Annotated in this window: 23 protein-coding genes; 19 read left to right on the top strand and 4 right to left on the bottom strand. The window is 43.4% G+C overall.

Features of this window, described 5'->3' with window-relative positions; genetic code table 11:
- Positions 1 to 170: 170 nt before the first annotated feature.
- The 7 genes from VEA_RS10270 (at position 171) to VEA_RS10240 (ending at position 8,030) form a co-directional block, all read left to right on the top strand.
- Positions 171 to 1,493 carry an anaerobic sulfatase maturase gene (locus VEA_RS10270; protein ID WP_006741587.1) on the top strand — a complete coding sequence of 441 codons (1,323 nt, stop codon included), beginning with the start codon at positions 171 to 173 and terminating at the stop codon, positions 1,491 to 1,493.
- A gap of 40 nt (positions 1,494 to 1,533) precedes the next feature.
- Positions 1,534 to 2,616, top strand: coding sequence for a tetratricopeptide repeat protein (locus VEA_RS10265; RefSeq protein WP_006741586.1), 1,083 nt, complete (start codon positions 1,534 to 1,536; stop codon positions 2,614 to 2,616).
- A gap of 159 nt (positions 2,617 to 2,775) precedes the next feature.
- Entirely contained in the window at positions 2,776 to 3,777 is a 1,002-nt protein-coding gene (locus tag VEA_RS10260) for an HAD family hydrolase (RefSeq protein ID WP_006741585.1), read from the top strand.
- A 187-nt stretch (positions 3,778 to 3,964) separates the two neighbouring features.
- On the top strand, positions 3,965 to 4,738 hold the full coding sequence (locus VEA_RS10255) for a DeoR/GlpR family DNA-binding transcription regulator (protein ID WP_006741584.1): 774 nt from the start codon (positions 3,965 to 3,967) through the stop codon (positions 4,736 to 4,738).
- Positions 4,739 to 4,749: 11 nt separating this feature from the next.
- Positions 4,750 to 5,790: an oxidoreductase gene (locus VEA_RS10250; RefSeq protein ID WP_012841876.1), complete on the top strand. Its 1,041-nt coding sequence runs from the start codon at positions 4,750 to 4,752 to the stop codon at positions 5,788 to 5,790.
- Entirely contained in the window at positions 5,787 to 6,263 is a 477-nt protein-coding gene (locus tag VEA_RS10245) for a heme-degrading domain-containing protein (protein ID WP_005393342.1), read from the top strand. Before VEA_RS10250 ends, VEA_RS10245 begins: the two co-directional genes overlap by 4 nt.
- Positions 6,264 to 6,452: 189 nt before the next feature.
- Positions 6,453 to 8,030, top strand: a complete 1,578-nt coding sequence (locus VEA_RS10240; RefSeq protein WP_006741582.1) for a sensor domain-containing diguanylate cyclase — start codon at positions 6,453 to 6,455, stop codon at positions 8,028 to 8,030.
- A gap of 51 nt (positions 8,031 to 8,081) precedes the next feature.
- On the opposite strand, the gene VEA_RS10235 is transcribed toward VEA_RS10240, so the two are convergent.
- Positions 8,082 to 8,639, bottom strand: a complete 558-nt coding sequence (locus VEA_RS10235) for a DUF3750 domain-containing protein (RefSeq protein ID WP_012841873.1) — start codon at positions 8,637 to 8,639, stop codon at positions 8,082 to 8,084.
- A 480-nt stretch (positions 8,640 to 9,119) separates the two neighbouring features.
- Between VEA_RS10235 and VEA_RS10230 the strand changes: the two genes are divergently transcribed.
- The 5 genes from VEA_RS10230 to VEA_RS10210 all read left to right on the top strand — a co-directional run bounded on the left by VEA_RS10230 (position 9,120) and on the right by VEA_RS10210 (position 13,453).
- Positions 9,120 to 9,482: a hypothetical protein gene (locus VEA_RS10230; protein WP_012841872.1), complete on the top strand. Its 363-nt coding sequence runs from the start codon at positions 9,120 to 9,122 to the stop codon at positions 9,480 to 9,482.
- Between the two features lie 35 nt (positions 9,483 to 9,517).
- On the top strand, positions 9,518 to 9,985 hold the full coding sequence (locus tag VEA_RS10225) for a GNAT family N-acetyltransferase (RefSeq protein WP_012841870.1): 468 nt from the start codon (positions 9,518 to 9,520) through the stop codon (positions 9,983 to 9,985).
- A 248-nt stretch (positions 9,986 to 10,233) separates the two neighbouring features.
- Complete coding sequence (locus tag VEA_RS10220) at positions 10,234 to 11,652, top strand: SLC13 family permease (RefSeq protein WP_005394158.1); 1,419 nt, start codon at positions 10,234 to 10,236, stop codon at positions 11,650 to 11,652.
- Positions 11,653 to 11,655: 3 nt separating this feature from the next.
- Positions 11,656 to 12,993, top strand: a complete 1,338-nt coding sequence (locus VEA_RS10215) for a sensor histidine kinase (protein ID WP_005394159.1) — start codon at positions 11,656 to 11,658, stop codon at positions 12,991 to 12,993.
- On the top strand, positions 12,980 to 13,453 hold the full coding sequence (locus tag VEA_RS10210) for a response regulator (RefSeq protein WP_012841869.1): 474 nt from the start codon (positions 12,980 to 12,982) through the stop codon (positions 13,451 to 13,453). The genes VEA_RS10215 and VEA_RS10210 overlap by 14 nt, the downstream gene beginning before the upstream one ends.
- A gap of 128 nt (positions 13,454 to 13,581) precedes the next feature.
- Here VEA_RS10210 and VEA_RS10205 read toward each other — a convergent pair whose 3' ends face one another.
- Positions 13,582 to 15,285, bottom strand: a complete 1,704-nt coding sequence (locus VEA_RS10205; RefSeq protein WP_006741581.1) for a putative bifunctional diguanylate cyclase/phosphodiesterase — start codon at positions 15,283 to 15,285, stop codon at positions 13,582 to 13,584.
- A 486-nt stretch (positions 15,286 to 15,771) separates the two neighbouring features.
- Here VEA_RS10205 and VEA_RS10200 point away from each other — a divergent pair, with 486 nt between their 5' ends.
- From VEA_RS10200 to VEA_RS10185, 4 genes are all read left to right on the top strand, one after another.
- On the top strand, positions 15,772 to 16,989 hold the full coding sequence (locus tag VEA_RS10200) for a cyclic di-GMP phosphodiesterase (RefSeq protein WP_006741580.1): 1,218 nt from the start codon (positions 15,772 to 15,774) through the stop codon (positions 16,987 to 16,989).
- Positions 16,990 to 17,181: 192 nt separating this feature from the next.
- Positions 17,182 to 17,805 carry a LysE family translocator gene (locus tag VEA_RS10195; protein WP_012841868.1) on the top strand — a complete coding sequence of 208 codons (624 nt, stop codon included), beginning with the start codon at positions 17,182 to 17,184 and terminating at the stop codon, positions 17,803 to 17,805.
- 214 nt (positions 17,806 to 18,019) lie between these two features.
- Positions 18,020 to 19,564 carry a YjjI family glycine radical enzyme gene (locus VEA_RS10190; RefSeq protein WP_012841867.1) on the top strand — a complete coding sequence of 515 codons (1,545 nt, stop codon included), beginning with the start codon at positions 18,020 to 18,022 and terminating at the stop codon, positions 19,562 to 19,564.
- 23 nt (positions 19,565 to 19,587) lie between these two features.
- Positions 19,588 to 20,469 (top strand): YjjW family glycine radical enzyme activase, encoded by an 882-nt coding sequence (locus VEA_RS10185; RefSeq protein WP_006741577.1) that lies wholly within the window; start codon positions 19,588 to 19,590, stop codon positions 20,467 to 20,469.
- Positions 20,470 to 20,493: 24 nt separating this feature from the next.
- On the opposite strand, the gene VEA_RS10180 is transcribed toward VEA_RS10185, so the two are convergent.
- On the bottom strand, positions 20,494 to 21,432 hold the full coding sequence (locus VEA_RS10180) for a LysR family transcriptional regulator (RefSeq protein ID WP_041853038.1): 939 nt from the start codon (positions 21,430 to 21,432) through the stop codon (positions 20,494 to 20,496).
- Between the two features lie 414 nt (positions 21,433 to 21,846).
- Between VEA_RS10180 and VEA_RS10175 the strand changes: the two genes are divergently transcribed.
- On the top strand, positions 21,847 to 22,617 hold the full coding sequence (locus tag VEA_RS10175; protein ID WP_006741575.1) for a TerC family protein: 771 nt from the start codon (positions 21,847 to 21,849) through the stop codon (positions 22,615 to 22,617).
- Between the two features lie 160 nt (positions 22,618 to 22,777).
- Positions 22,778 to 23,380 (top strand): 2OG-Fe(II) oxygenase, encoded by a 603-nt coding sequence (locus VEA_RS10170; RefSeq protein ID WP_041852966.1) that lies wholly within the window; start codon positions 22,778 to 22,780, stop codon positions 23,378 to 23,380.
- Positions 23,381 to 23,442: 62 nt separating this feature from the next.
- Here the strand turns inward: VEA_RS10170 and VEA_RS10165 are convergent, their stop codons facing one another.
- A complete protein-coding gene (locus VEA_RS10165; RefSeq protein ID WP_006741574.1) occupies positions 23,443 to 24,708 on the bottom strand; it encodes an HD domain-containing phosphohydrolase in 1,266 nt (421 codons plus the stop codon).
- Positions 24,709 to 25,333: 625 nt separating this feature from the next.
- On the opposite strand from VEA_RS10165, the gene VEA_RS10160 reads away from it, so the two are divergent.
- On the top strand, positions 25,334 to 26,527 hold the full coding sequence (locus tag VEA_RS10160) for an iron-containing alcohol dehydrogenase (RefSeq protein WP_006741573.1): 1,194 nt from the start codon (positions 25,334 to 25,336) through the stop codon (positions 26,525 to 26,527).
- The last annotated feature ends 106 nt before the right edge of the window (positions 26,528 to 26,633 follow it).

Here is a 26,633-nt window from a genome sequence, read left to right as displayed (position 1 = left end):
CTCCGTCAACGACTTTGGTCAGAAAGTCTAGCAAGCAAAACCATAACAAACGGTTATACACACTATAACAAGCGCCGAGAATAATTGAACATTATCATCACCCTAGGCGATTAACTCGATGATTAGGTTTGACATCATTGGGGACAGGTTAGCAACTAAGAAGGTGATGAATGCACATAACTCAAGGGCCGCAGTTCAACGGAAAAGCATCTAAGCGTTTACATGTGATGGCAAAGCCCATTGGTGCTGCTTGCAACATCGATTGCACTTATTGTTATTACTTAAGCAAACAAGATTTGTTGGAATATAAGCAAGGGTGCTCGCCAATAATGGATGACGAAACCTTAGAGAGCTATATCCGCCAATACATAGAAGGGCAGAACACACCTGAAATTATCTTCTCTTGGCAAGGTGGAGAGCCAACCATGCTGGGGTTGGATTACTTCAAAAGAATTGTTGAATTACAAGATAAATACCGCCCTCATGGTATTACGATCTCTAATGATCTTCAGACTAATGGCACGCTTCTTAATGATGAGTGGTGCGAGTTTCTAAAAGCGAACCACTTTCTCGTCGGTTTAAGCATCGATGGCCCTGAGATGATGCACAACGCTTACCGAACAAACCGAGCGGGAAGAGGTACATTTAAACAAGTGATGAACGCCGTTGAGCTATTGCATAAGCATGAAGTGAAGTTTGCAACGCTCACGTGTGTGAACAACTTGACTAGTCGTAACCCTTTGGAAGTGTATCGCTTCTTACGAGATGAAGTATGTTCCCCTCAAATGCAGTTTATTCCGATTGTTGAGCAGAAAACTTTCAGAACAACAGCGCCACAAACTTGGAAGCCCAATGATCAACTAATGCAAGGTGATAAACGTCTGATTCCCGGCCACAAGGATTCGGTTGTCGAGCCATTTTGTGTGGCGGATGAAGCATGGGGTAACTTCCTTATCGCGATATTCAATGAGTGGGTCGTGCATGATATTGGTAACGTTTTTGTACAGTATTTTGAAGCGAGTTTGGAAACATGGATGGGAAGAAAAAACCCACTATGCACGCTAGGTGAAATCTGTGGCAAAGGTTTAGCAATGGAACCAAACGGTGATGTCTTTGCGTGTGACCACTATGTTTACCCGGAATACAAGGTCGGAAATATTCACCGCGAAAAACTCGATACTCTCGCTTATAGCCCTGACCAGCAGAAATTCGGGTTTGCTAAAAGTCGTACACTGCCTCAGCAGTGTGTTAATTGCGATTATCAGTTTGCATGTTTTGGAGAATGCCCTAAAAACCGCTTTATTCGCACCAGAGAAGGTGAGCCCGGCCTCAACTATCTATGTGCAGGTTGGAAGAAGTTTTTTGCGCATGTCGACAAATCAATGGCGTACATTTTACGAGCGATGGGCAACCCTGTGGTACACGGCAAATACAGTGATATGGCTTTGCATCTGAAAGCGTCTAATCGACCTGTTTTTGACACTAAGTTCTAAGATTCAACTAGTCCAGTTTTATAAAAGTAAGGTCTCATCAATGCAAAAGATAACGCGTTTTACGAAGTCACTTTTAACGTTCACGATGAGTGTAGCGTTAAGCCAAGGCGTTTGGGCTCAAGATAAACCTCCGCTCAATTCAGATAGAGTTTCACCCGTTGAGATAGCATCTCAAGAAGAACTAATGACGCTAGCACAGCTAGTCGAAAAATTGTCTTATGATGCACAAAACAAGAAGTTGTCTTCAGAAAAGCGTATTGATGCTTTACGTGAACTAGCCAACTACCCCAGCCAAAACGCTTTGGTTGCCGTCGCTCGTGGTTTGAAAGATGCAGATGCTGGAATTCGTGAAGCAGCAATTGTAGGAGCTCAACCCTATATGATAGAGCATCGCTGGCGTCTGGTTTCCCCGTTGCTAAGTGATGACGATGCAATGGTTCGAATTACCGCAGCGATAAACTTGGTTCGAGATTACGCCAGTTTAAGTTCGGAGCAGCAACAGTCACTTGAAGGCGCGGTGACTGATTTAACATCCTACTTGTCGCAGAAAACTGACAACGTTTCTAGATTACTCCTTGCCGATGTATATCGTTGGCATCGAGAGTGGGACAAAGCGGCATTGATTTATCCAGAGCTAACCAAGCTGATGCCAAGTAACCCGCAAGTCTGGTTAAGCTATGCGGACAATTTTCGAGCGCAACAAAAAGATCGACAAGCTATCCAAGTACTTGATGAAGCAATCACACTTTTTCCTGATAACGCTGCTTTGCATTACTCGAAGTCATTGGCGCTAGTAAGACTTGGTGAGAAGCATGATGCCGCTAGCGAAATTGAAAAGGCCGCTAATATGGCGAAGAACAACAGTTATTTTTGGTACTTAAATGGTGTTCTGCAAGAAGAGTTAGATCTTAAAAAATCTGTGCACGCTTTTGAAAAAGCTTATTTGATCTCTGGCGCGCCGGAGCAGCTTTATGCAGTGTGTGATATCTACATTCGGTACGATAAACCCAAGTCTGAACAGTGTTTAGCGGAACTAAAGAAAGTGGCTCCGGATTACGTGATTGATGAGCTTAATCAGAAAAAGGGACGTCAAAGTACTTCAGAGCAGGTTGACGCCAGCTAACTCAACACTTTATCAGTAAGCTTCTTTAACTAAAGCGCGTTTCTAGTTACAGGGTCACTTTTTGGTGTCGTTACATATGTTGCTCTGAATTGCGCTTGTTAATCGTGAACTATACTTTCATTTGGATTTGCATCCCGTACCTCAATATAAGGAATTAAAATGGCTATAAAGTTAAAGGTGATTGTCCTTGCGACAAGTTTTGCTCTGTCTAGCTATGGCATTGCTGCTGATGTGCAAGATCCTCTGCCGTCATGGAACAACACCGGTGCGAAGCAAGCTATTATGGCGTTTGTTACTAAAACGACGACTCAAGGCTCGGACGCTTATATTCCTGAAAGCCAAAGGATCGCTACGTTTGATAATGACGGGACGCTGTGGGCAGAAAAACCCGTTTATCTACAGCTGTTTTTTGCGATCGATAAAGTGAAAGAGATGGCCTCTGAGCATCCTGATTGGAAAACAACAGAACCTTTTGCTTCGGCAATAAAAGGTGACTTGGAGGGGGTTGGCAAGCAAGGCCTTGAAGGTGTGATGCAGCTTGTTATGGCGACTCACTCTGGAATGTCGACTGATCAGTTCCATCAAGAAGTGAAGGAGTGGATGAAAACGGCCGTTCATCCTACGACGGGAAAGCCATACACTGAAATGGTTTATCAACCGATGCTTGAGTTACTCGAGTACTTGAGAGTAAATGACTACCAGACCTATATAATTTCTGGAGGTGGCATTGACTTCATGCGTGTTTGGGCACCAGAAGTATACGGGATCCCAACGCAAAATATCGTTGGGACGACATTAAAAGCGGAGTATCAGGTCGTTGATGGACAGCCGACTATTCAACGCTTGCCAGAAATTGATTTTGTGAATGATAAAGCGGTGAAGCCTGTCACGATCCAGAACTTCATTGGTAAGCGCCCGGTGATGGCATTTGGTAATTCTGACGGTGACTTACAAATGCTAGAGTGGACTAAAGCGGGGTCTGGCCCACGATTTTCAGCGGTTATCCATCACACGGATGACAAGCGTGAATGGGCGTATGATAAAGACTCTCACGTGGGGAAATTAGACAAATCATTTAAAGTGGGTGAAGAGCAAGGTTGGTTGTTTGTCGATATGAAACAAGATTGGAATCAAGTTTTTAAAGAAGCCATGAAAAAGTAGCGACCCAGCCAACGTAAACATTACACCAAAAATTTTTTGATAGGGGGTGATGAGCAAAACGCTCTTCATCTCCTCAACTTAACAATTCTGTTTGGTATCAGCATAAGCAAATATTGCGTGCGTCCGTATTGGTTATTTGATTGCTGTGTGGCATTATTGCTTAAAACCACTTAAGTGAATTTAAGTAATGACGCAAGAAGAGCGATTGATAGAGCTCAGAGCCAAGCTAGACCTACAAAACAAAATAACGTTATCGGAAGTTTGCGAGTATTTTGGCATCTCGCGAGATTCAGCGCGTCGAGACTTAGTCAAGTTGAGCCAACTACCGGGATTACAAAGAATCCGAGGTGGCGTCATGCTTGCCCCGATATCCTCCTATACAGAGGCGTACTCTAATCGACCAATTAGTGACACTAAACATCGCCTCGCTCAAGCGGCCGCTAAGCTTTTGGATGAGCGTGACCACCTTGTTATTGATACCAGTACTATCTTATCTCTGCTCCCACTTTACGTAGAAAAAGCACGCTGTGAAGAAGATAAGCTCAACGTGGTCACCAACAGTATTGACGTACTGCTCGCTGCTGAAAAAAGTGAATCAATGGACGTCCATTTCTTAGGTGGACACTTTGACCCCTACGCCAGAGCGATCTTGGGTGCACAAGCAGAACAGCAAATGAAGCAATATCATGTGAATAAGGCGTTTATTGGTGTGTGCGCGTTGTCATCCCGAGGGTTGACGACAAATAATGAGCTAGAAGCAACCATGAAACAAACCATGATAGAGCAAGCTCAACAAGTCATTGTCGTTTGTGAATCCCGCAAAATTGGAAGCGACAATTTTCACAATGTATGTGATTTGTCAAAGATCGACATCGTTATTACCGATCATGCTCCTCAATCAGATTTTCAACAACTTCTCGACCACAATGATATTGAATGTATTGTTGTTTCACCGAAATAAGGAATCTTAGTATGGCTTACGATCCCGTAAAGACCGCCGTGATTGGTTACGGATATTCAGCAAAAACTTTCCACTTACCCTTCATTAAAGCACTGCCAAACTTAACGTTGAGCGCAATAAGTTCTCGTCAACAGGAAGCGGTCCAAAATGATTGGCCAGATGCTCAGTGGTTTGCTGATGCCAATACTTTACTCGATGACAGTGACGCTGAGCTTGTGATCATCACTGCGCCAAATGACGTGCACTACGAGCTCGCAAAGCGCGCGTTGAACAATGGGAAACATGTCATTGTCGAAAAACCGTTTGTAACGCGCATAGAAGATGGGAATGAGTTGATCGCCTTAGCAGAAGAAAAAGGATTGGTTCTGAGCGTTTTTCATAATAGGCGTTGGGATGGCGACTTTCTTACCGTTAAATCGCTTATCGAACAAGGTAAGTTAGGTGATGTGAGGCTGTTTGAGTCGCACTTTGATCGCTACCGTCCTGAAGTTCGTCAACGCTGGCGAGAGCAGGCTCAAGATGGCGGTGGTATTTTATTCGATCTTGCTCCCCATCTTCTCGATCAGGCCTTGGTGTTATTTGGTTTGCCAGATGCGATAGACGCACAGTGTCGAATGATGCGTCCGGGCGCGACGACGATTGATTACTACAACTTAGTGCTTCATTACCCAGATCATATTGTGCATTTACATTCAAACTTATACAGCCCAGAACCAAACCTGCGTTATAAAGTATTGGGTACTGAGGCTAAATATGAAAAATACGGATTAGATCCTCAAGAAGGTTACTTAAAAGAAGGCCGATTACCGGAGAACGATGCTTGGTCAGAAGAGGACGAGGCGTTATACGGTGTCCGCTACGACGAAGGTGGTGCGCAAACCATCAAAACGGAGAGAGGTGCGTATCAAGCTTATTTTGTTGGTGTAGCAAATGCCATTCGTTTGGGTACTGATAACCCGGTTCCTGCCGTTCAAGCAGTACAGAATATCGCTCTGATTGAGATGGCATTGGAAAGTAGTAAAACGGGTAAAACGATTCAGGTGAAATCATGAGCTTAACGCTTGAGCTCGTCGCTCAACAAGAGCATGAGCTTCAATTGAAAGAGTTTAACCACCAAGTTGCGTGGTCTATTGGTTTAGCTTTAAAAGAAGCGGCGGAAGCCTGTGACGCGGCTGTGGCTATTGAGGTCTACGGTTTTGGACAAACGCTATTTCAATACGCGATGACAGGAACGTGCGCTGACCATTTGGATTGGGTTCGTAGAAAGCGAAACTCAGTATTGAGATATGGTCGCAGCTCTTACTACCTCTCGCTGTACAATAAGCAAAAGCAGCGTGATTTTGAAAATCAGCCACATCTCGATGCGCGTGAGTATTGTGCTCATGGTGGCGCGTTCCCAATTCGAATCATGGGTTCTGGTTTAATTGGGGTTGTGACGGTATCGGGTTTACCGCAGTTAGATGATCATCAGCTTGTTGTCGATGTATTAAAGACAATGGTAATGACCAGCACAGAGCTTGCTTAAAGTTGTGCGATATTACAGTGGCACGGCATTTATTTTGTGTCACTGAATTCTCTTATTAGCTCATTTTACGTCCTATTATGTGAGAAAATATTTAATATTGCTCCCAACTTCCTACCTGAAAATTAAATCGATTTCATATAACCTATACGCTCATTCATACAAAAAGCCATCGAAGCTGGCAGTTGGCAAATGTCCTTTAGAAGAAAAGAAAAACTTAATCTTAGAAACCTTATTGTAATCTTGTGTGTTTTCAGTGTGCTTGTCACTTTGATCAATGCGTTTTATTCGATCTATCGAGTGCAACGAGATCTCATCATCAATAACACGTTAGAGTCCAACCTCGTTTATGCGCAAAAAATGTCAGAAATGACGGACTCTTTCATAGAAAGCTCAATGTCGCAGCTAAAATACAGTGCGAACTTGCTAAAAGATAAGATGCACGATGCTCAGTTTCTTGACGAAGAGGCGGAGAGGCTGAGAAAGCAAACCAAATCATTCAACTCTGTGGTTATCGTTAATGCGAAAGGCGTCATTATTTCTGTATCACCAGAGACACTTCAGGTGAAAGGTGTAAAGCTCGTTGGTGAAAGAAAACGTCAATCTTTAAATGCTCAAGCGCCCGTTGTCACTGAGCCATTCATCTCACCCGCAGGTAATTATCTGTTAACGATCTCATACCCTATATTTTCTCAGTCCAATGAATATTTAGGCTATATCGGCGGTACTATTTATTTAGAGAAGGACAATATTCTTGCTGAATTACTTAGCCAGCATGCTTACAAAGATGGCTCTTTCCTTTACGTTGTGGACGAAAGCAACACGCTGATCTACCACCCAGATAAATCGCGGGTTGGTGAAGTGATCAACGATAATATGGCAATTAACGCCGTGATAATGGGTCAGCGTGGTAACAAAGAAATTGTGAACTCTCGTGGTGTTGAAATGCTAGCAGGGTATGCACCAGTTGAATCATCAGGGTGGGGAATTGTCGCTCAGCGCCCGAAATCAATGACGTTAATGGTGCTAGATGAGCAGATGTGGAGTGTATTTTTCAAATCGATTCCAATTGGTTTATTAACTCTGCTGTTGATCTGGTTCTTCTCTTTACTTATTTCAAGACCATTATGGCAATTGGCTGGCGCTGTTCGAGGAGTAGAAGAGCACTCCTCATCCATCGATGATTTGAAGCTGGTTAAGTCTTGGTATTTTGAGGCTTCACATTTGAAGCTCAGTTTCCTCAAAGCGTTTGGTATCGTTTCAAAAACCATTGATAAGCTGCAACTGGATACGCTAACAGACGCGATGACTGGGTTGTTAAATCGACGCGGCTTAGACAAAGTTCTAGGCTTGTTTAAGCAAGAAAACACCGCTTTTTCTATTTTAGCTTTGGATATTGATCATTTTAAGAGCGTCAATGATAACTATGGTCATGATGTGGGTGACAATCTACTCAAAGAATTCGCTCAGTTGATGAAAGAGCAAGCCCGAGCGAATGATCATCTTTGCCGTTCCGGTGGGGAAGAGTTCATGATGTTCCTTGAAGCGACGGATGTTCATCACGCGGTTGATGTCGCAGAGCGGATTAGGCATAACGTAGAAAAACACGATTTCCTGGTCGTTGGTAAGGTAACGGTATCACTTGGAGTTTCTCACTGGAAAGGCAACGATATGCCAATTGAAGCGGTAATGAAAGACGCGGACAACGCTCTGTATAAAGCAAAGCGCAACGGAAGAAACAGAACCGAGTTAGGTGAAGACGCACAATAGGTATAGTGCTATGCACTGAACGTAAAACGCGCCAGTTACCAAGCTTTTGTTTTACTCGTTGGCGTAGCCGCTACCAATTGCTCTAAATGGCAAGTCGAGTTCTAACTCTGGAATTTGCTTGCCCACCCAAGCCGGGAATGTATTGCTATTTGGTCCTGGAAACAACGTGTATTCTTCAGCCCAAGGGTATTGGTTGATAACGCTTTGTATTTTTGGGATAAGTTTATCGGCTTTTTCACCTTGTATTGAGAGTATTTTTTCTGGCTTCGCACCGTACCAGTAGCGATCTGGTGTGCCCGTTTGGTATTGATACAGAGCGGGTTGTCCACGATTCACGCGCCACCCGACCACTTCATACACGGTATATTCGTTCGCATTTTCAGGCTTTATCGCAAACCAAGTGTGCACCGCAAACCAGCCTCGCCAACCAAATGCATCTGCGGCATAAAACTCAATTACGGCATGTTTCACATTGGAAGGGTCAGGCGCGATACCGGCAGGTTCTCTGCTTGCGGTACGCCAATCTCCTTGAGTGCATCCACCCATCAAAGCTGCGATTGATATCAAGCCAACTTTTAATAGATGAGTAAAACTGAGAGAGTTTTTCATTGATCGCTCCTAGACCAACTGATGTTGGAAATGCTTTATTGATTTTAGCTATAAAATAGGTGCAAGCCTTATTGTTAAAACCTCCCTTCGTTAAAAGAAGGGAAGGCTAGTGCCACAATATCGGATCATACGTGATAATGAGATGAGTAGATTTGTAACATGTGGCATAGAAAATATTGTCTTTCTCTATTAACTCGCTTAGTTGTGTATGAAAAAGTAAGAGCTTGTACGTATATTGCTTACACTATTTGTTTCTTTTAAATTCAATAAAAACAATTGCTTGGGTGTTGTTGGGGGCGATTAAATAGGCTGGTTTATCCTCAGCTGCATTGTGATTTCCCCATTTTTAGCGGAATTTCATCGTACATCCTTTTACTGTATTTAGAGACTTGCGTACACCTGTGGCACAATGGGCGATTATTGAAGGAGTGCTGTTTGGTAATGCAAATGGCAGAAAAATAACTAGAAATTGAATAACCAATGTTTAAATCAAAAAGTATACTTGCATTATGCACGTTCGCATTTGGCTGTTTTGCCAATCAAGATAGTGAACCAACGTCCGTTGTACTGAACTATGGTGACTCTTCACTCAGTGCTGATATTCAAGCAAATCGAAAATTTCATGTGGTCCAAGATAATGAAAATGAGCATGTGGAGTTTTCTGGAGGAGTCACGAAAGAATATTCCGATTACATTGTGAATATACATATCATCAGAAAAAGCAAAATACGCAGATCAAGTCGAGAGCTGAATACCACCGTATTGATGAACAGCGATCAGCTTGAAAAGCCTTTAGTGGTTGGTATTGAAAATGATGAGTTCACCAGTATTACTTTGCGTTAATACTTGGTATTTATCGAATAGGAATGGTTGAACCGATGCTCTCAATACGTCGCTATCGCACAGAGGATGCTCCAATATTGTGGACACTTTTTTACCACGCTGTACGAGTCATTAATCGTCGCGATTATACCGAATCACAAGTTTCAGCTTGGGCCCCATCAGATTTTGATCTCAACTCATGGCAACGCACAATGGATGCTATTCAACCCTATATTGCGGAAATAGAAGGGCAGGTCGTTGGCTATTGTGATTTGCAAAGTGACGGCTTGATTGACCATTTCTTTTGTCACCATGAATATCAAGGCCAAGGTATTGGTCGTGATTTGATGTCTTTTCTATTTTCACAGGCGAAAGTACAGGGGATAGAGCGACTGTACTCTGAGGTGAGTATCACTGCACGACCTTTCTACGAGAAAATGGGGTTCACAGTTAAGGTTCAGCAACGTGCTGAAGTTAGGGGAGAAACCTTAACTAACTTTATGATGGAAAGTATATTTCACTGAAATCGTGAGCATTTAGTGAGCTTGAACACAGATATAAAATGTTTTCCAATGTGAAAACAAGTTCATTGATCTCGCACCAAAGTTTTGTTTGAAAACAGTGTGCATAATCTTCTCTGGAACAAGCCATTACTGCATTTTTCGTCTCTGAAGGCTTAGTCAGAGCCTAAAAGCCTCGGTATTGCGGTGGGTAATGGCGTTCCAAACGCCAAACGTGTCTGGCTAACCATCTCAGGAAGAGAAGTAGTACTATGCGCCCTTATCTCAAATACATTATTCCAACATTGATACCATTGCTTATTTGGTTAATGCCCCTCTCTGCATTCCCATTTGATGGCATTACTATCGTCCAGCAGAGAGTGATCGCAATCTTCTTGCTTGCTGCACTCTGCTGGGTGTTTGAACCTATTCCAATCTACGCGACTTCGGTCGTTATCATTGTGCTCGAATTATTGCTTGTTTCGAATAAGAGCATCGTGCTTTTTCGCTTGCAAGAAGGGCAGCCACATTTTGGTGAGCTGTTGCAATATAACGAGATAATGGCGACTTTCGCTAGCCCGATTATTATGCTGTTCCTCGGCGGGTTCTTCTTAGCTATGGCGGCGACAAAGTACAGGCTGGATGTCAACTTAGCGCGCGTGTTGCTAAAACCATTTGGGCAAAACCCAAAGTTCGTTATGTTGGGTTTGATGTTGATCACCGCTGTCTTTTCCATGTTTATGTCAAACACCGCAACAACAGCGATGATGTTGTCGATTCTAACCCCTGTGATTGCGGTATTTGGGCCTAAAGATCCCGGTCGAATTGCGTTTGCCTTGTGTATTCCTGTTGCCGCCAACATTGGTGGTATTGGTACACCAATCGGCACGCCCCCGAATGCTATCGCGCTGAAATATTTGGTTGGTGACAATTTAATTACCTTTGGTGAATGGATGGTATTTGGCGTGCCATTCGTCATTGTAATGATGGCACTAGCGTGGTTTCTGATTGGCTTTTTGTATAAAGCCGAGCAAACCACCATCGATCTGAATATTAAGAGCAAGTTTTTGAAAACACCAAAAGCGATGATTGTCTATGTCACCTTCGCAGGTACGATTATTCTCTGGTTGATGGGGTCAGCACATGGGATGAACTCTTACACAGTGGCATTAATTCCGGTCGCGGTATTCTCATTGACGGGCATTATCAACAAGGAAGATTTGAAGAAAATTTCTTGGGACGTGCTTTGGTTGGTGTCAGGTGGTATCGCTCTGGGTCTTGCTCTGGATAAAACAGGGCTTGCGAAGCTGGTGGTACACAGTATTCCGTTTGATCAGTTCTCGCCATATGTGGTCTTGTTTGGTGCGGCGTTCTTGTGCTTGTTAATGGCAAACTTTATGTCGCATACGGCCACTGCAAACTTACTTATGCCGATTATGGCTGCGCTAGGTACCTCAATGACTTCGTTAACGCCATTGGGTGGAGAAGTGACGCTGATCTTAGTCGTGACATTTGCCGCGTCACTCGGTATGTCGTTACCAATCAGTACGCCACCAAACGCGTTAGCTCATGCTACTGGGCATGTCGAAAGCAGCCAAATGGCTCGTATCGGTGCAGTACTGGGCGTGATTGGTGTATTACTTAGTTTTGTTATGGTTTGGATTTTACATACCGTTGGGCATATTGGGTAACCCATGTACGAAACGAAACTAGATGCGTTAGTACAACGCTATTTTAACCATCTTGAACGCCGATTAACGGTTTTATCCGGATCGGTGCTGATCGAGCAAGCTGGCTACAACGATCGGTTGTACTACGTGCTTTCAGGAGAGTTGGCTGGCTATTATGCGGAAGACGACAAGAAGCCAATTCAGGTATTTTCTGCGTCTCAAGGTGCGTTTATTGGCGTACATAGTTTCTTTTCTGGTACATGGACGGCCTCTTCGACAGTGATTGCTCAAACCGACGTTGAACTGGCTTGGATACAGCGTGATACGCCCGCGGTGGAAGAGGCGACATACGGACCATTGACGACACAATTTATGCCTGTGATGGTGAACGAGTTATCTCGGCGTCAACGGCGTGCAATGCAAGAGGCCTTGGCTAAAGAAAAAGCGTTGCAAAAGCTGCATACCGCAGAGCAAATGACAACGTTAGGGCAGCTTGCTGCGGGTATTGCTCATGAGTTGAACAATGCTATTGGTGTGGTAAGCAGTAAATCAGAGCGACTCGAGTCGGTCATCATGGAATTGCTTGAAGAAGTTCATCCGGAAGCGAGTCAGTTTTTTGATTTTGGTTTGATGCAAGGACAGAAAGTCTCTTCCAGCGAAGCGAGAAAGCGGGGACGTCACTTCGAAAAATATTACGGCTTACCCAAGGATCTCGCGCGTGATCTCGCACGTGCCGTTCCAAATAATTTCCTGTCGGAGCATTGGTTAAAAAGACCTGAAGAAGCGATACGTTTCTGGCAAATGGGGCGAGACCTTCATGATTTGCGTATCGCCTCTAAACATACTGTTGGCATTGTACGTTCAGTGAAACAATTGGGGCGTACGGATATCGACCTGGATGAAGCGTTTAATATTAATGACTCAATAAATCGAGCGCTAGCCCTATTGCAAAGTGACTTAAGACGCGTGAGCGTACGTTTTAGCCCAGCGGAGTTGCCGGACTTTGTCGGCTCTCAAACCGAACTCGTCCAAGTTTGGGTCAATATTTTAAAGAATGCGTGTGATGCACTTGGTCAAACCGAAGACCCGGGGATCGAAATACATACTCGAGAGAGTAAGGGGAAAATTTTGGTCACGATTGCTAACAACGGACCAGAAATCGATGAAGCGACACGCAGAAAAATTTTCCGGCCAAACTTCACCACTAAAAAGGGTGGGTTGTCGTTTGGTTTAGGATTAGGGCTGTCGATTGTGAAACGCATTATCGCCGGATATAACGGCTCTATTGTGGTAAAGAGCGACAGTGAAAAAACAATTTTTAGAATCAAGTTACCAGTAGAGGGTGAACATGGAGAAGCTTAATGTAATTTGCGTTGATGACCAACGAGAGGTATTAAGCGCGGTTCTACAAGATTTAGAGCCGTTACATCAGTGGTTGAATATCGAAGACTGCGAATCCGCAGGTGAGGTTCTAGAACTGATGGATGAGCTTGATGCAGAAGGCGAGATGATCGCATTAATAATTTCCGATCATGTCATGCCAGGTAAAACAGGAGTGGAACTACTGACAGAGGTATCAAAAGACAGTCGTTTTGTTCGCACACGTAAAGTGCTTCTGACGGGGCAGGCGACACACACGGATACCATTAATGCGATTAACTCCGCAGGTATTGATCGCTACTTTGAGAAGCCATGGCAAGCGAGCCAATTGATTGAGTGCGTTAGAAACTTGGTGACTCAATATATCTTTGATATGGGCTTAGATTACACTCAATATCATGAACACTTAGATCAGAGTGTTGTTTTTGAGCGCCTACGTTAATCAAGGCTCTCTAAGGTTGTTTTCGTCACGGCCAGTTAGTGTCTGAAATTTACTGTGAGTAGTTCAGCATGCTTAACGTGGCCGTGCGGAATAGCGTTAATTCTGGGATTATTTCGCCGAAGAACGGTTTAGCTCAATGAATAGCGACTGGCACTGGCAACAGAGAGTGGTTTAGAGAACCAATAACCTTGCAAATAATCGACGCCCATCTCGGAAAAGAAGTCACACATTTTTGCGTCTTCGATGCCTTCTATCACCACTTCAATATTGTTTTCCTGACACATAGTGATAAGAAACTTCAAATACTCTTGAGAAGAGCGATTGGTCAATGTCTTCCATGCCATCGACTTATCAATTTTGATTTGTGTCATCGGCAAGTCGAAGAAGCTATTTAATGAACTGTAACCAGAGCCAAAGTCATCGAGCGAGAGTGCAAAACCTAACTCCCTGAGCGTGCTTAGGGGAGCAATGGCCGTCTGGTTATTATCCAAAATAAACGTTTCTGTCAGTTCCAAAACAATAGACTCGGGGTCAACGCCAGCTTCATCCGCCATGGCTTTAATTCGCGTAGGGAATTCGCTGTTCATCAACTGAAGTACAGAAACGTTCACGTTAACACGAACTTGGTTTTGGTAACGTTCACGGTAGTTTTTGATGAATTCACACGCTTTGGCAAATACTTGATATCCCAGTTCGACGATCAATCCTTTGTTCTCTGCTACAGGGATAAACTCGTCGGGATAAATTTCGCCAAACTCTTTGCTACGCCAGCGAACTAGCGATTCGAAGCTCACCACTTTTGAGCTTTTGGCGTCAATAATTGGCTGAAACTTAACACTTAATGTCTGTTTTTCTAGCGCACTTTTAAGACCTTGCTCAATAAAGAAGTAGCGATCAACGGCATGCTGCGTCTTCTCACTGTAGACCGCGACGCGGTCTCTATTTTGTTCGCTCGCGTACTGACAAGTTCTTGCCGCTTTACGTAAAATCTCCTCTGCGGAGTGACTAGGGTCAATACAAGGATACAAACCAATGCTAATGTTGCTACCTAGGTATTGGCCTTCTTCAATCACCGCTTCATGGTAGGTTTGTTTTAAACTTTCAGCGTAACTCTGTAGCGCTTCTATTGAGCACTCATCGTGAATCAAAATCGCAAAGTCATCATCATGCACGCGATACACCGAGCTGTTTGGAGAGGGCAAGTGACTGAGAGTTTGTAGCAACTTCTCTACTAACCCGTCGACCAGTTCACTGCCATATTGATTCAAGTAAGATTTGATGTCTTCGATCTGAATATAACAAATAGACGCGCAAGAATCGGTGGTACGTACACTGTCCTCGATATCCAGCAAGAGATGGGCGCGGTTAGCCATGCCTGACGCGTTGTCATGAAATGCAACTTGATGGATGTAACTTTCCATCAGCTTACGCTCAGAAATATCGCGATGGCTGCCAACCATGTAATGGCCATGTTCTGTTTCTTTGGTCATGGCTACGCCTTCTATCCAGACGTATTGTCCATTGGGTTTACGAACTCGGTAAGTGGTTGTAACCCTCGTATTGTTGGTCGTGATGTGCGCATCGACCCTTGTGGACAGCCTTTCTCGATCAAGAGGATGAACAAGTTCTAACCACTGCTCTAAACTGATTCGGCCAGCGTTAATACCGAGCTGTTCATAGAAGCCTTTGTTGTAAAATACCATGGTACCAAACTCATCCATGTAGAAGAGGCCTTCGTTAAATACGTCGAAGATATGAATGAATCGTTCTTCAACGATTTTCAGGAACTCTCGGTCACTATCTGAGGCTTGTTGGTCAAATATGGTGGTCAAGATATTTCCTCCTCGAGCGTTTTAGCATCAGAGATGAGTGTGGGGGTTTGATAACATAGAGTTGATCTGTTGGCGTACATTACAATCACAAAAGTATCAGTTCAAATTGTTTGGCTATCATTTTATGCGCTACTAGGTTAATAACATACTAAGATTAGGCGGCTAATCATCGACATTTATAAAAAATAGTCAACAGTAAAAATCATTTATAAAATACAGTTATTGATGCTGTCCGCAATCTATAAATATTTATGAATAATTATCCTCAAGTTATTTTAAGACGTGTCGGTTAGAGGTTCTGTTCTTGAGTGTCATATCTGTATATTTGCTAGGCTAAAGACCATATTAACAAAAAGGGCTTAGTGATCGCGATGGGTTATTAATTGACAGGATGCTCATTAATAGTAATCAATTCTAATTTATTATCACGCCAATTAATCAAATCTCTTATAATACTGCCGTTAATATCGAGTAAGCTTTCTTTTTATGCAGTACGATCCAAAAAATTCAATCAAAATTGCGCTCGCTGATGTCGGCGTTGGTATGTTTGTTACCGCGATAGAGCACAACAAGCGCGTAAATTTAGCCAATGCAGGGCGGATATCTAGCCCAGAGGGCATTAAGAAGCTTACCGCGAGCGGCGTGAAGTATGTTTGGGTAGATCAAACATTATCTTCTCAGAAGTGTGTCTTTAAGCCTGTGGATGAATCCATTGTTGCCGTAGAAGAGGAGCGAGAGCCCAAGTCCTCTGACTTTTCGAAGGTTCAACGCGCTTATCGCTCGAGAGATGTTCAACATAAACGAGCCAAAAAGCTAATTGCGGAAGCAAAAGATCTGGCGCAGAAACTATTGAATCAAACTTTTGAAGGCAAAATCATTGAAGTTGATGAGGTAGAAGCTTGGGCCGATGATGTCATTGAAAGCGTTTTTATCGACTCAGATGCGTTGCAATGTGTTTCTGCACTCCGAAAAAAAGACTCCTACTTGTTGGAACACTCCGTCAATGTGGCTTGCCTTTTAGTATCATTTGGTAAGTACTTGGGGTTAGATAAGCAGACATTAAAGCAGCTCGCTATTGGTGGCATCATTCATGATGTAGGTAAAATTAAAGTTGATGACAAGATTTTGCATAAACCAGCAAAGCTAACACCTGAAGAGTTTGAACACATGAAGCTACATCAAGTGTTCGCTGGTGAGATTATTCTCCATGTAAAGGGCCTTAGTGATGTGAGTCGCGATGTCTGTTTGATGCATCATGAGAAGTTAGATGGCAATGGCTACCCTAGAGGCTTGAAGGGCGATGAGATTCCGATTCACGGCCGCATGAGTTGTATTGTTGATATTTACGATGCATTGACGGCCGATCGTTGCTACAAAAAAGGCATGAGCTCAGCAGAAGCGTTTAAAATCTTGTTGAGTTTAACGCCATTTCATTTAGATGCAGACCTAGTCTACAAGTTCATTAATTGCGTTGGGGTGTACCCAGTGGGCTCTATTGTTGAGTTGAGTGATGGGCGTGTTGGTATTGTTTGGTCCTCAAATGACTCTCAAGCTTTAAAGCCAGAAGTGAAGTGTTTTTACTCACGCAAATATCAACGTTATATCGATGTGGCGATGGTCGATTTGAAAAATAGCCTACACAAAATAGAAAGAGCAGTCGCTCCGTCATCGTTAGAAATCGATCCCAAGCCTTTTTATGATTAAGAAAAATAAACATGCTTTACAACCTTGCATGCAGAGCGTATTTTGATTGCATAACTATCTATTAATGGTTTCTAAATTATGTAGGGACTAGGTGGTTATTAAAGAATCGAGTTTCATGGATGGAAACTGAGCTAGGAATATCTCAATAAAGATTGAGATATAACCCTCTACTTTTTGCGGGAAGGGATGCCAATGCAAATTGATACATGGATTTTTTACACCCTGGCCATTTTGGTGCTCACTGCATCGCCTGGGCCAAGCTCATTGCTGTGTTTAAGTAAAGGTGTGAGTAGTGGGTTTCGTATTGCCCTCATGACTGCGCTAGGCAGTTTATCAGCGATCACTATTATACTAACGCTTTCTTTTACCGGGTTAGGGGTTGTGATTGCCTCATCTGAGCTGGTCTTCAATATCATCAAATGGTGTGGTGCCGCTTATTTAATCTGGTTAGGCATTCAAGCGCTGCGCTCTTCTCAAACGGATTTTGACAAAACGGCAGCCGTCCAAAGCTCCTCGAATGGGATCAGCGCGTTCACCAGTGGTTTTATTGTTGGCGCTAGTAACCCGAAAGCGATTGTCTTTTTTACCGCTTTGTTTCCTCAGTTCATTGATCCCTCTGCGACTTTGCTGGCTCAATACGCGATTTTTGCATCTACATTTGTGGTGTTTGAGCTAAGTTGGCTAACATTTTATGCATTATTAGGTGTAAAAGCTTCAGACTGGCTGTTTGTCGCTGGAAGAGCCAAGTTGTTCAATCGCCTGACTGGCGGAGTATTTATTAGCGCGGGCGTCATGTTGTCGACGGCAAACCGATGAGAAAGCGCGTGTTCGGTGCATGGTTGGATTATTTCAATAGCGTAAGTTGCAATAACCTAATTTAGCGTTAGCTTATTTCCATTATGGAAATAGACGTTTTGTTTATTTTCATTAGTGGCAACAGGTAAGCCGGAGTAAAATCACGTTACTCTTTAGGGGTAGAATCCATGTTTTATCTTGTGGGTTTGTGGTTACTTTTTCAGGGACATCTCAGATGAAAAGCCTTTCTGAACTACAACAACGTTTTCTAGACATTGCGACTGATGTTCGTCTTTCTCCAAAACAAAAGTCGAACTTTTTGGCCTTGGAGGCGGAAGCATGTATTCCTTACATGTCGATTTCCCCATCGCTAAGACAAGCAATGGATGAAGGAATCATCTGTGATATGTTTGAAGGCCATGCACCTTTCAAACCACGCTATGTGCTGCCTGATTACGCTAAGTTCCTATCGCAAGGCTCTGAGTATCTAGAGTTGCTTCCAGCTGACGATTTCGATGATGCGCTGAATATGCTCACCATCATTTACCATCATGTTCCATCGGTAACGAATATTCCGGTGTATTTAGGTCAGTTGGATGATGTCTTACTGCCTTACATAGGCGACCTGACAGAGAATCAAATTTACAAAAAGTTAAAACATTTTTGGATCATGTTGGATCGCACATTGCCAGATGCGTTTATGCACGTGAATGTCGGACCGACAGACAATATTATTTGTCGCACTATTTTAAAAGTGGACGCCGAGCTCAAGCAGATTGCGCCAAATCTTACTTTCATGTACGACGAGTCGGTCACGCCTGATGATTTACTTCGTCAAGCGACGCAGAATATTTGCGAGTGTAGTAAGCCTCATATTGCCAATTACCCTGCGCACTCTAAAGCCTACAGCGGTTCACGTTTTGGTATTGTAAGTTGCTACAATTCACTGCCACTGGCTGGTGGTTCAAACACGCTGGTGCGAATGAACCTAAAAGAAGTCGCAGAACGAGCATCGGATTGTAACGACTTCTTAAACAGTGTTTTACCTCTATACCATCAATTAATGGTTGAGTTGATGGACGCTAGAAGTACGCACTTGCATGAAAAGTCCAATTTCTTTCAAGGATTTTTGACGCAAGAAGGGGTGATTGAAGAATCCCGTTTCGCACCAATGTATGGCATTTATGGTATGGCAGAAGCGGTGAACCTTCTGTTCGAAAAAGAAGGGCAATCGGGGCAGTACGGAAAAGATGAACGTGCGAATGCTTTTGCTCATGATGTTTCAGCCACACTGGCGAAACTAGTGGAGTCAACCCCAGTGAAATATGGTTTGGATGGCAAAGCGCTCTTACATGCTCAAGGTGGTATTAGCTTAGATCTTGGCGTTACGCCAGGTGTGCGTCTTCCTTATGGCACGGAGCCAGACCCTGTCACTTATGTACAAGCAACAGCTGAGCATCACCAGTATTATCGTGCAGGTATCAGCGATATTTTGACGATTGATGAAACGGTGAAATCAAACCCAGAAGCGATGTTCAATTTGTGCAAAGGGGCGTTAAATGCTGGTTATCGTGAGTTTACCGCGAATGTGGTCTCAAATGATTTGATTCGCGTTACGGGATACATGGTCAAACTTTCTGATATCGCAAAATATGATGCAGAAGGTTCGAGAACCAATACGACGTTTCTGGGAGCAGAGGCGGCAAAAAATACTGGGATTTTAGACCGCTCACCACGTGTGGTGAGTCATGAAATGACACCGACCTACACGCAGGCGTAAAGGTCGGTTTAGGAAAGAACAAGATGTCTAGACGAAGTGGAAGCCTTTTGGCAAAAGTCACTCGTATCCTTCCTTTCTCTTGTGTTGATGGGCCAGGAAATCGTCTAGTCATCTTTCTACAGGGTTGTAACTATCAGTGTTTGAACTGTCATAACCCTCATACAATAAACCATTGTAATCACTGTGGTGATTGTGTGAGTGAGTGCCCGGCAGACGCACTGAAGTTCGACGAAAACAACAACGTTGTTTGGCTTAAAGAGGAGTGCACCCACTGCGATCATTGTATAGAGATATGTCAGAACCAATCTAATCCAAAAATTACTGACTACTCTGTGGTAACAATGCTCGATTTGATACGCAAACATCGCTTTTTCATCAGTGGTGTTACAGTATCCGGTGGGGAATCTACCTTACAACTTCCTTTCATTATTGAGCTGTTTAAAGGGATGAAGCAAGATCCTGAGCTACAGCACCTTTCTTGTTTCATCGACAGCAATGGCTCTTTATCAGTGACAGGTTGGCAGCGTGTGCTTCCTTTTCTGGACGGTGCGATGATCGATTTGAAATCGTGGCAGACAGAGACGCACCAGTGGCTAACTGGGCGTGATAATCACCGTGTATTCAAAACGCTTCAGTACCTCGCAAAGCATGAAAAATTGTATGAAGTTCGGTTACTGCATATTCCAGGGAAAAGTGATTTAGATATAGAAATCGTAGCGATTGGGCGCTATTTGAGTACTTTGCCTGAATCGGTGCTTATCCGTTTAAATGCATTTCAACATCACGGAGTCATGGGGGAGGCGCTAACTTGGGATGCGTGCTCTCGCCATGATATCGAACGCTTAAAATCAGAACTTTTACGTTACGTGAGTAACCCCATCGCAGTGCCGACTGTACTCACGTAATGCAGTTTTGATTCGTTATCTTACTCACGCATCGCACGCGTCTAGCATGGCACAGGCATCGAGCAATTGTTTTTGTAGCCATTTTAAAGCCGGATCGTTCAAGCTCGCTTTGTTCCAAACGAGGCTGTAGGCTACCTGTCCATAATCGAATGGAAGGGATTGTTCAACCAAGCCTTTTGCTTGCATGGCCGCCCTTGCCCAAAGTTTGGAACAGGTGAACAAGTAATCTGAGTGCTGACACATCACCGCAGCTGAACCAAAATCCGCTACACGCATAGCCATGTTTCGCTTCGAGTGCCTTTGTGTGAGGTTCTGCTCGAAATAAGGTTGTGAGAGATCTTTATCATGAATCCCAATGTGTCTTGCACAGAGGTAGCTTTCAATAGACAAAGGCTGATTAGAGAGTGGATTTGATGGTCCCATTAAACAAACCATTTCATCTTTCAGAATGGTTTGCCATACCAAGTCTTTGTTTTGCGTGGGCGGCTGACTAAGATCGTGTGGAAGCAGCAAAAAGTCCACTTGGCCTCTTACCAACGCATCGAAACTCATTTCCTCTTTTGCATGCACATTCAAATGTGCGTGATTACCGAGTTGCTGAGATAAATGTTGTAGAACTGGCGCAAAAAGCTCAAACGAACTTTCACGCATAGCTAATGAGAAACTGCCCTGATAGTAAGCTGGATTAAATGAGCCCTGATGTAATAATCCATTCATGCTAGAGAGTATGCCATGGATCGAGGGGCCAATGTGCAGCGCAAATGCCGTTGGTACCAAGCGAGTACCATCGCGATAGAAAAGGTCATCTTTCAGCGTTTCACGTAATTGCCCAAGTGTTTTACTGACGCTCGAAGGTGTCACACACAGGCGCTCTGCGGCAAGCGTAACACTGTGAGTGGTTAACAACATATGCAATACAGTGAGATGTTTTAGGCTAATGCGTGAAAGAGCAATGTAGTCCATAAATAGCATGGTTTCTTATGATTTTTGGCAGTATATCAGGATGAAACAAATTTTTACTATTGTTTATCTCGTAAATGAGCATCTTTCGCTTTGAGCTCAATGTATTTAACGTGTTGCGTAAAAATAACTTGAGTTTTGTAAGATCAAAGAATTCTCTTGGGTTTGTTAGGTCTTTGTCGTTTTCCTTTCTTCAATTTAAGAATTTCTATTTCATTTATCTTTCTAGTGCGAGGGCTGAATAGTTTGTGTACGAATGAAAAGCCGCCATTACCTTTAAAAATAGCCATTGTGTTGTTGATTATTTGGTGATTTACTCAAGATCCTTAAGTAACAGAGGTATAAATAATTAATGGACGACCCCTTTAGTCGACAGAACCCTTCACCGTATGTCTTCCCATCACTGGAGGCGTACTCATGTTAGAACTTTTCATGCAACCAGAGGCTTGGGCGATTTTTGCCACTTTGTTTGCGCTTGAAGTTGTCTTAGGCGTTGATAACGTCGTTTTTATCTCCGTCCTATGTGAAAGATTGCCACATCACCAACGTAAACTGGCAAGAAACCTTGGCATCGGCCTTGCCGTTATTGCTCGTATTGCATTGGTTTTTTCCATCTCTTGGATTATGCAGTTGACTCAACCACTGTTTTCTATCGTAAACCAGGCGTTTACCGGAAGAGACGTGATCATGATCGCGGGTGGTGCATTCTTATTGGCAAAAAGCCTGAAAGAGTTGTGGAGCTGGCTAAATCACAATGAATCTGGCCACTCGACTCATGCTCGTACTGGATTAGCGGTAGTGCTGCTGCAGATTGTTGCTGTGGATGCGGTATTCTCAATGGACTCGGTGATAACCGCCGTCGGTTTGACAAGTGATGTCCCGCTTATGGTCGCGGCGATTGTCTCGTCTGCAATCGTGATGGTAATGACTGCTGAAAAAATCAATAATCTGGTGACGCGCTATCCCGGCTTTAAAACGTTGGCATTGCTGTTCCTGGTTTTATTGGGTGGCTTATTGATGGCAGAAGGCTTCGCAATTCATATCAATAAAGGTTATGTGTACTTTGCGATGGCATTTGGTTTGATTCTGGAACTTTGTCATATCCAGCTAAAAAACAAACAGCGTCCTAGCATTAAGCGTCTTCGTCCGTTGCGAATTCGAGCAACGAGATTAGAAGCTCGTCAATAACAAACGACATTGCCGCTCACATGAGCGGCATTTTTGTATCTTGTATCGTCTATTTTAATTCTCGTTTTGCTTAGTTGTCGTCTCGATAAAAAATCGCATTTGTTGTTGTGTCGCAGATTTTTTATATAGAGCGCCCAACTAACACGAGTGAACGAAAATAATGAATAAAATGATCGATGCGTTAGCAACCAATGGCTACTACATCTGGGATGACTTTCTTTCTGAACAAGAGGTGGCTCAACTGCGAGATTGCATTCCAAGCAATTGGAAAAAAGCACGTATTGGTCGTAACGATGATGTTACTCGTATTGAATCTATTCGTAGTGACAAGATTCAATGGTTATCGCCAAATATGGGGCATGCTGTTACTTCTTACTTGGATAAAATGGAAGAGATCCGCCAAGAAGTGAACCGTCACTTGTTTCTTGGACTTTTTGAGTACGAAGCTCATTTTGCCAAGTACGAGAAAGGGGACTTCTACCAAAAACATTTAGATTGCTTCAAAGGTAACGAAAACCGTCGATTGACGACCGTTTTTTATATGAACGAATCCTGGACGGAAGAAGACGCGGGTGAATTAGTAGTATACGATTTGAATGACAATAAAATTGCAACCATTCCCCCACGCTCAGGGCGTTTGTTCGTATTCTTATCAGAGCAGTTCCCACATGAGGTGTTACCAACCAATGCCGAGCGTTTTAGTATCGCTGGTTGGTTCAGAATCAATGGTGTGCGAGATAATTTACTTGATATTGCTAGCTAACTATTTGTCGGCCTAGTCTTATCATCCTAAAAAAGGGGGGCGTGTGTTCGCCCCTGTTTTGATTAAACGTCGGTTGAGAGTTCGTAACACTCTGTCATGTTTCGTTCTAATACCGCATAAACGTCAGAGCAAAGCTCCTCTTTGGCTATTTGCTCACCCATAATGTCGGCGATCTGTGTTTGAGTCATTCGTCCTCGATAGGGGCGATCTTGAGACAGGGCTTGGAAGACATCCGCGACAGCAATAATACGCGATGGTACATCGAGCTCGTCGCCTGTTTTGTGATAGGGATAGCCCGACCCGTCTAAACGTTCATGATGATTGGAAGCCCACTCCGCTATTTTCGCGTTAGGGAAGACCTTATGCAATGCGAGCTGAGTATCAATGGTATGGCGTTTAATGCGTGTGTACTCTTGTTTGTTTAGAGAGCCTTCTTTGTGAAGGATTTCATCTGGTGTTTTTAACTTTCCAATATCATGCACCAGCCCTGCAATATATAACATTTCTTGGTCGTGCTCGTTTAGCCCAAGCTTAATTGCTAGATAACGAGATAATTCCGCTACTTTTTGTGAATGTTGATAAGTGAACGGGCTCTTTGCATCGACAATTTGAGCGATAAACATTCCCAAACTGTTCATATCTTGGATGGTTAATTGCTTTTGAAGCCAATCAATGCTTTTAAAATTTAGGCCTATGGTTTCAATATTTTCCGACTCCATCGCGAACCAAAACGCGTCGGTCATGACGAGTTTAACCATTGCTTCGGCCATACTTGGATTAAACAAGGTTCCAACGTTTGCCATGATGCACTCAGCAATCAATTCTTCATGAAGCGTGACAATGTCACAGTGGCAGTTCATGACGTATTTTGAGCGCATAAAATCAAGGCGGTCTGATAAGTAGAGCAGGGCGGCCACCTCTTTTTCAAAAGGCGGTAAATCGAGCTCTTTTAGTTCGCTCCAATGTGTATGGTGGTAAAGAACTGGTGTCGCAAATTGGCGCAACAAACGACATTGCTTGAGGCTTCGGTACCCTCTTAAGCAGTGTGTTTTCACGTCTTGTGGCACCAGCTCTCCAAGTAACATTTTATGTTCTTGTGTTTCGGAGACTCCACAGTCGTGGATCATACCTGCGAAGTAACAAAACTCCGCTTTTTCTGGCTCCCAACCCATGACGCGAGCACATTGGTAAGCGATATAAGCGACACGATGGCTGTGGTGAGTATCGTCAACACCGACATAATCGAGTGCTCGAGCAACCCAGATAAGTGCTTGTTTTAGATCGACTTCAAAGCCCGTGTCCGTATGGGAATGGCAAGAATGATTCATGGTTTATACCGACATTGCTAATTAGCCCACGCGAAACCCAAATCAGAAGGTGATAGGAAAATTGGGTACGACAGCGAATAGACCCCAAAAAGGTGGGCGTTTAGACGTAGTTTTAATTATGGGGCGGATAATAATCCTAGTTGCATAACAATATCACCTGAAGCTCATGATTAAGAGTCAGTTATTTGAACTAAGTATTAGTTTTGAAAGATTATTGTTGCTTTTATTGACTTATTTGAAAACGACAATAAATCATGATGTAACGCATTCTTATTTGTATTTTTATAAGTGATGTTCGGATTAGATTACTGATATACCGTACCGTTATGTGATTAAGCAGAATTCATATTTTTGAGTTTGTATGAATGATAAGGCACCTTCAATAACCACTTTATGATCGGCAAAGCCGAAGAGGGGTGAGTTATTAAGGTAACGCTAATGGAAAGTCATAAAAAATAATTTTCTCTACAGCTCACATGGTGTGGGGAGATCAAGATAACGGTATTGCTCCCTCAGCAGCATTTATGTGTTGATGAAATGACTTAATTAAAAAATGTGTGATTGCAAAGTAAGCATAGGTGATAAAAGTAGCTAGAATGATAGCTCTAAATGAAAAGGATTTCGTATGTTGAAGCATCGCTTATATCGGACTTACACCGCAGGGCTAAAAATAGCGGCTCTTATCCTTCCTATGCCGAGACCAACCTTGTTTTCCGGGCCCGGTTCGGTGAATGAGCTATTAGAATCGATGACCGAACTGGGATTTAAACGCGTCTTATTAGTTACCGACGAAGGGTTAGTCCAAGTCGGTATTGTCGATAAGGTGCTCAAGGCGGCAGCACAACTCGATTTACAGTTAGATGTTTTCTCGAAAGTGCAGCCCGATCCTACCTATGATCAGGTAGAAAGCGGTCTAGAGGCTTACCATCGTTTTCATTGTGAGGGCATATTAGCTTTGGGTGGTGGCTCGGCAATGGACTGCGCAAAGGTCATTGCTGCGAAAGTTACCAATAAACGGTCAATAAAAAAGTTAGCTGGACTATTGAAAGTATGGCGAATGCCAGCGCCACTTTTTGCTATTCCAACGACCGCAGGAACAGGAAGTGAGGTCACCATCGCCGCGGTCGTATCAGATCCCTCCTCACACATTAAAACCCCTTTGATGGATCCAAAGTTAGTGCCACTAATGGCAGCTTTAGATGCGAACTTAATGATTGGTTTACCTCCTAAGATCACGGCTGATACTGGCGTTGATGCATTAACTCACGCTATTGAGGCGTATGTGTCGAGAAATGCTACTCAAGAAACTAGGGCTTACTCTGTTGCCGCCATTAAGTTAATTTTTAAGTATCTTCCTCGGGTCGTAGCACAAGGGGATGATGTTGAAGCTCGACATAAAATGGCCATGGCATCCTATTACGCAGGTTTAGCATTTACGAAAGCGAGTTTGGGTTATGTTCATGCGTTTGCTCACACATTCGGTGCGAAATATGGAATACCTCATGGCATGGCAAACGGATTAGCCTTGTTACCTGTGTTGCGCTTTTCATTATCAGAGATAGAGCCTCAACTAAGAAAACTCGATGCGTTGACGGCCGAAGGGCAGTCAGGTGAGGCGAGTGCTCAACACTTTTTGACGCACGTGGAGTCTTTGTTTGCAAGCATTGATATTAAGCAGAAAAGTGCACTCATTAAGCGCGAAGATGCTGATGCGCTTGTAGATTTAATTCTGAAAGAGGCGCACTGGAATTACCCTGTCCCTAAGTTCATGAGCAGGGAAGAATGTACTCAGCTATTGTTGGATATCAGTGATGTGTAAATTTTTATTTACACTTGTGGTTTTTTATCCTTACACTTTGCTTGATCTTCTGCTGAAGATCCTACAATATCGACAGCATTACAAATATGGTATTGGCTTCGGTACG

This window comes from Vibrio antiquarius (genome assembly GCF_000024825.1).
Taxonomy (GTDB): Bacteria; Pseudomonadota; Gammaproteobacteria; order Enterobacterales; family Vibrionaceae; genus Vibrio; species Vibrio diabolicus.
This window is presented reverse-complemented; position numbering and strand designations above follow the sequence as displayed.

What these genes read in the sequence shown, in the direction of transcription:
- VEA_RS10175 (WP_006741575.1), top strand. Translation starts at nt 21,847, where the DNA reads ATGTTAGAACTTTTCATGCAACCAGAGGCTTGGGCGATTTTTGCCACT.
- VEA_RS10230 (WP_012841872.1), top strand. Translation starts at nt 9,120, where the DNA reads ATGTTTAAATCAAAAAGTATACTTGCATTATGCACGTTCGCATTTGGC.
- VEA_RS10170 (WP_041852966.1), top strand. Translation starts at nt 22,778, where the DNA reads ATGAATAAAATGATCGATGCGTTAGCAACCAATGGCTACTACATCTGG.
- VEA_RS10240 (WP_006741582.1), top strand. Translation starts at nt 6,453, where the DNA reads ATGTCCTTTAGAAGAAAAGAAAAACTTAATCTTAGAAACCTTATTGTA.
- VEA_RS10270 (WP_006741587.1), top strand. Translation starts at nt 171, where the DNA reads ATGCACATAACTCAAGGGCCGCAGTTCAACGGAAAAGCATCTAAGCGT.
- VEA_RS10195 (WP_012841868.1), top strand. Translation starts at nt 17,182, where the DNA reads ATGCAAATTGATACATGGATTTTTTACACCCTGGCCATTTTGGTGCTC.
- VEA_RS10235 (WP_012841873.1), bottom strand. Translation starts at nt 8,639, where the DNA reads ATGAAAAACTCTCTCAGTTTTACTCATCTATTAAAAGTTGGCTTGATA.
- VEA_RS10190 (WP_012841867.1), top strand. Translation starts at nt 18,020, where the DNA reads ATGAAAAGCCTTTCTGAACTACAACAACGTTTTCTAGACATTGCGACT.
- VEA_RS10160 (WP_006741573.1), top strand. Translation starts at nt 25,334, where the DNA reads ATGTTGAAGCATCGCTTATATCGGACTTACACCGCAGGGCTAAAAATA.
- VEA_RS10180 (WP_041853038.1), bottom strand. Translation starts at nt 21,432, where the DNA reads ATGGACTACATTGCTCTTTCACGCATTAGCCTAAAACATCTCACTGTA.
- VEA_RS10245 (WP_005393342.1), top strand. Translation starts at nt 5,787, where the DNA reads ATGAGCTTAACGCTTGAGCTCGTCGCTCAACAAGAGCATGAGCTTCAA.
- VEA_RS10200 (WP_006741580.1), top strand. Translation starts at nt 15,772, where the DNA reads ATGCAGTACGATCCAAAAAATTCAATCAAAATTGCGCTCGCTGATGTC.
- VEA_RS10250 (WP_012841876.1), top strand. Translation starts at nt 4,750, where the DNA reads ATGGCTTACGATCCCGTAAAGACCGCCGTGATTGGTTACGGATATTCA.
- VEA_RS10265 (WP_006741586.1), top strand. Translation starts at nt 1,534, where the DNA reads ATGCAAAAGATAACGCGTTTTACGAAGTCACTTTTAACGTTCACGATG.
- VEA_RS10225 (WP_012841870.1), top strand. Translation starts at nt 9,518, where the DNA reads ATGCTCTCAATACGTCGCTATCGCACAGAGGATGCTCCAATATTGTGG.
- VEA_RS10215 (WP_005394159.1), top strand. Translation starts at nt 11,656, where the DNA reads ATGTACGAAACGAAACTAGATGCGTTAGTACAACGCTATTTTAACCAT.
- VEA_RS10185 (WP_006741577.1), top strand. Translation starts at nt 19,588, where the DNA reads ATGTCTAGACGAAGTGGAAGCCTTTTGGCAAAAGTCACTCGTATCCTT.
- VEA_RS10260 (WP_006741585.1), top strand. Translation starts at nt 2,776, where the DNA reads ATGGCTATAAAGTTAAAGGTGATTGTCCTTGCGACAAGTTTTGCTCTG.
- VEA_RS10220 (WP_005394158.1), top strand. Translation starts at nt 10,234, where the DNA reads ATGCGCCCTTATCTCAAATACATTATTCCAACATTGATACCATTGCTT.
- VEA_RS10165 (WP_006741574.1), bottom strand. Translation starts at nt 24,708, where the DNA reads ATGAATCATTCTTGCCATTCCCATACGGACACGGGCTTTGAAGTCGAT.
- VEA_RS10210 (WP_012841869.1), top strand. Translation starts at nt 12,980, where the DNA reads ATGGAGAAGCTTAATGTAATTTGCGTTGATGACCAACGAGAGGTATTA.
- VEA_RS10255 (WP_006741584.1), top strand. Translation starts at nt 3,965, where the DNA reads ATGACGCAAGAAGAGCGATTGATAGAGCTCAGAGCCAAGCTAGACCTA.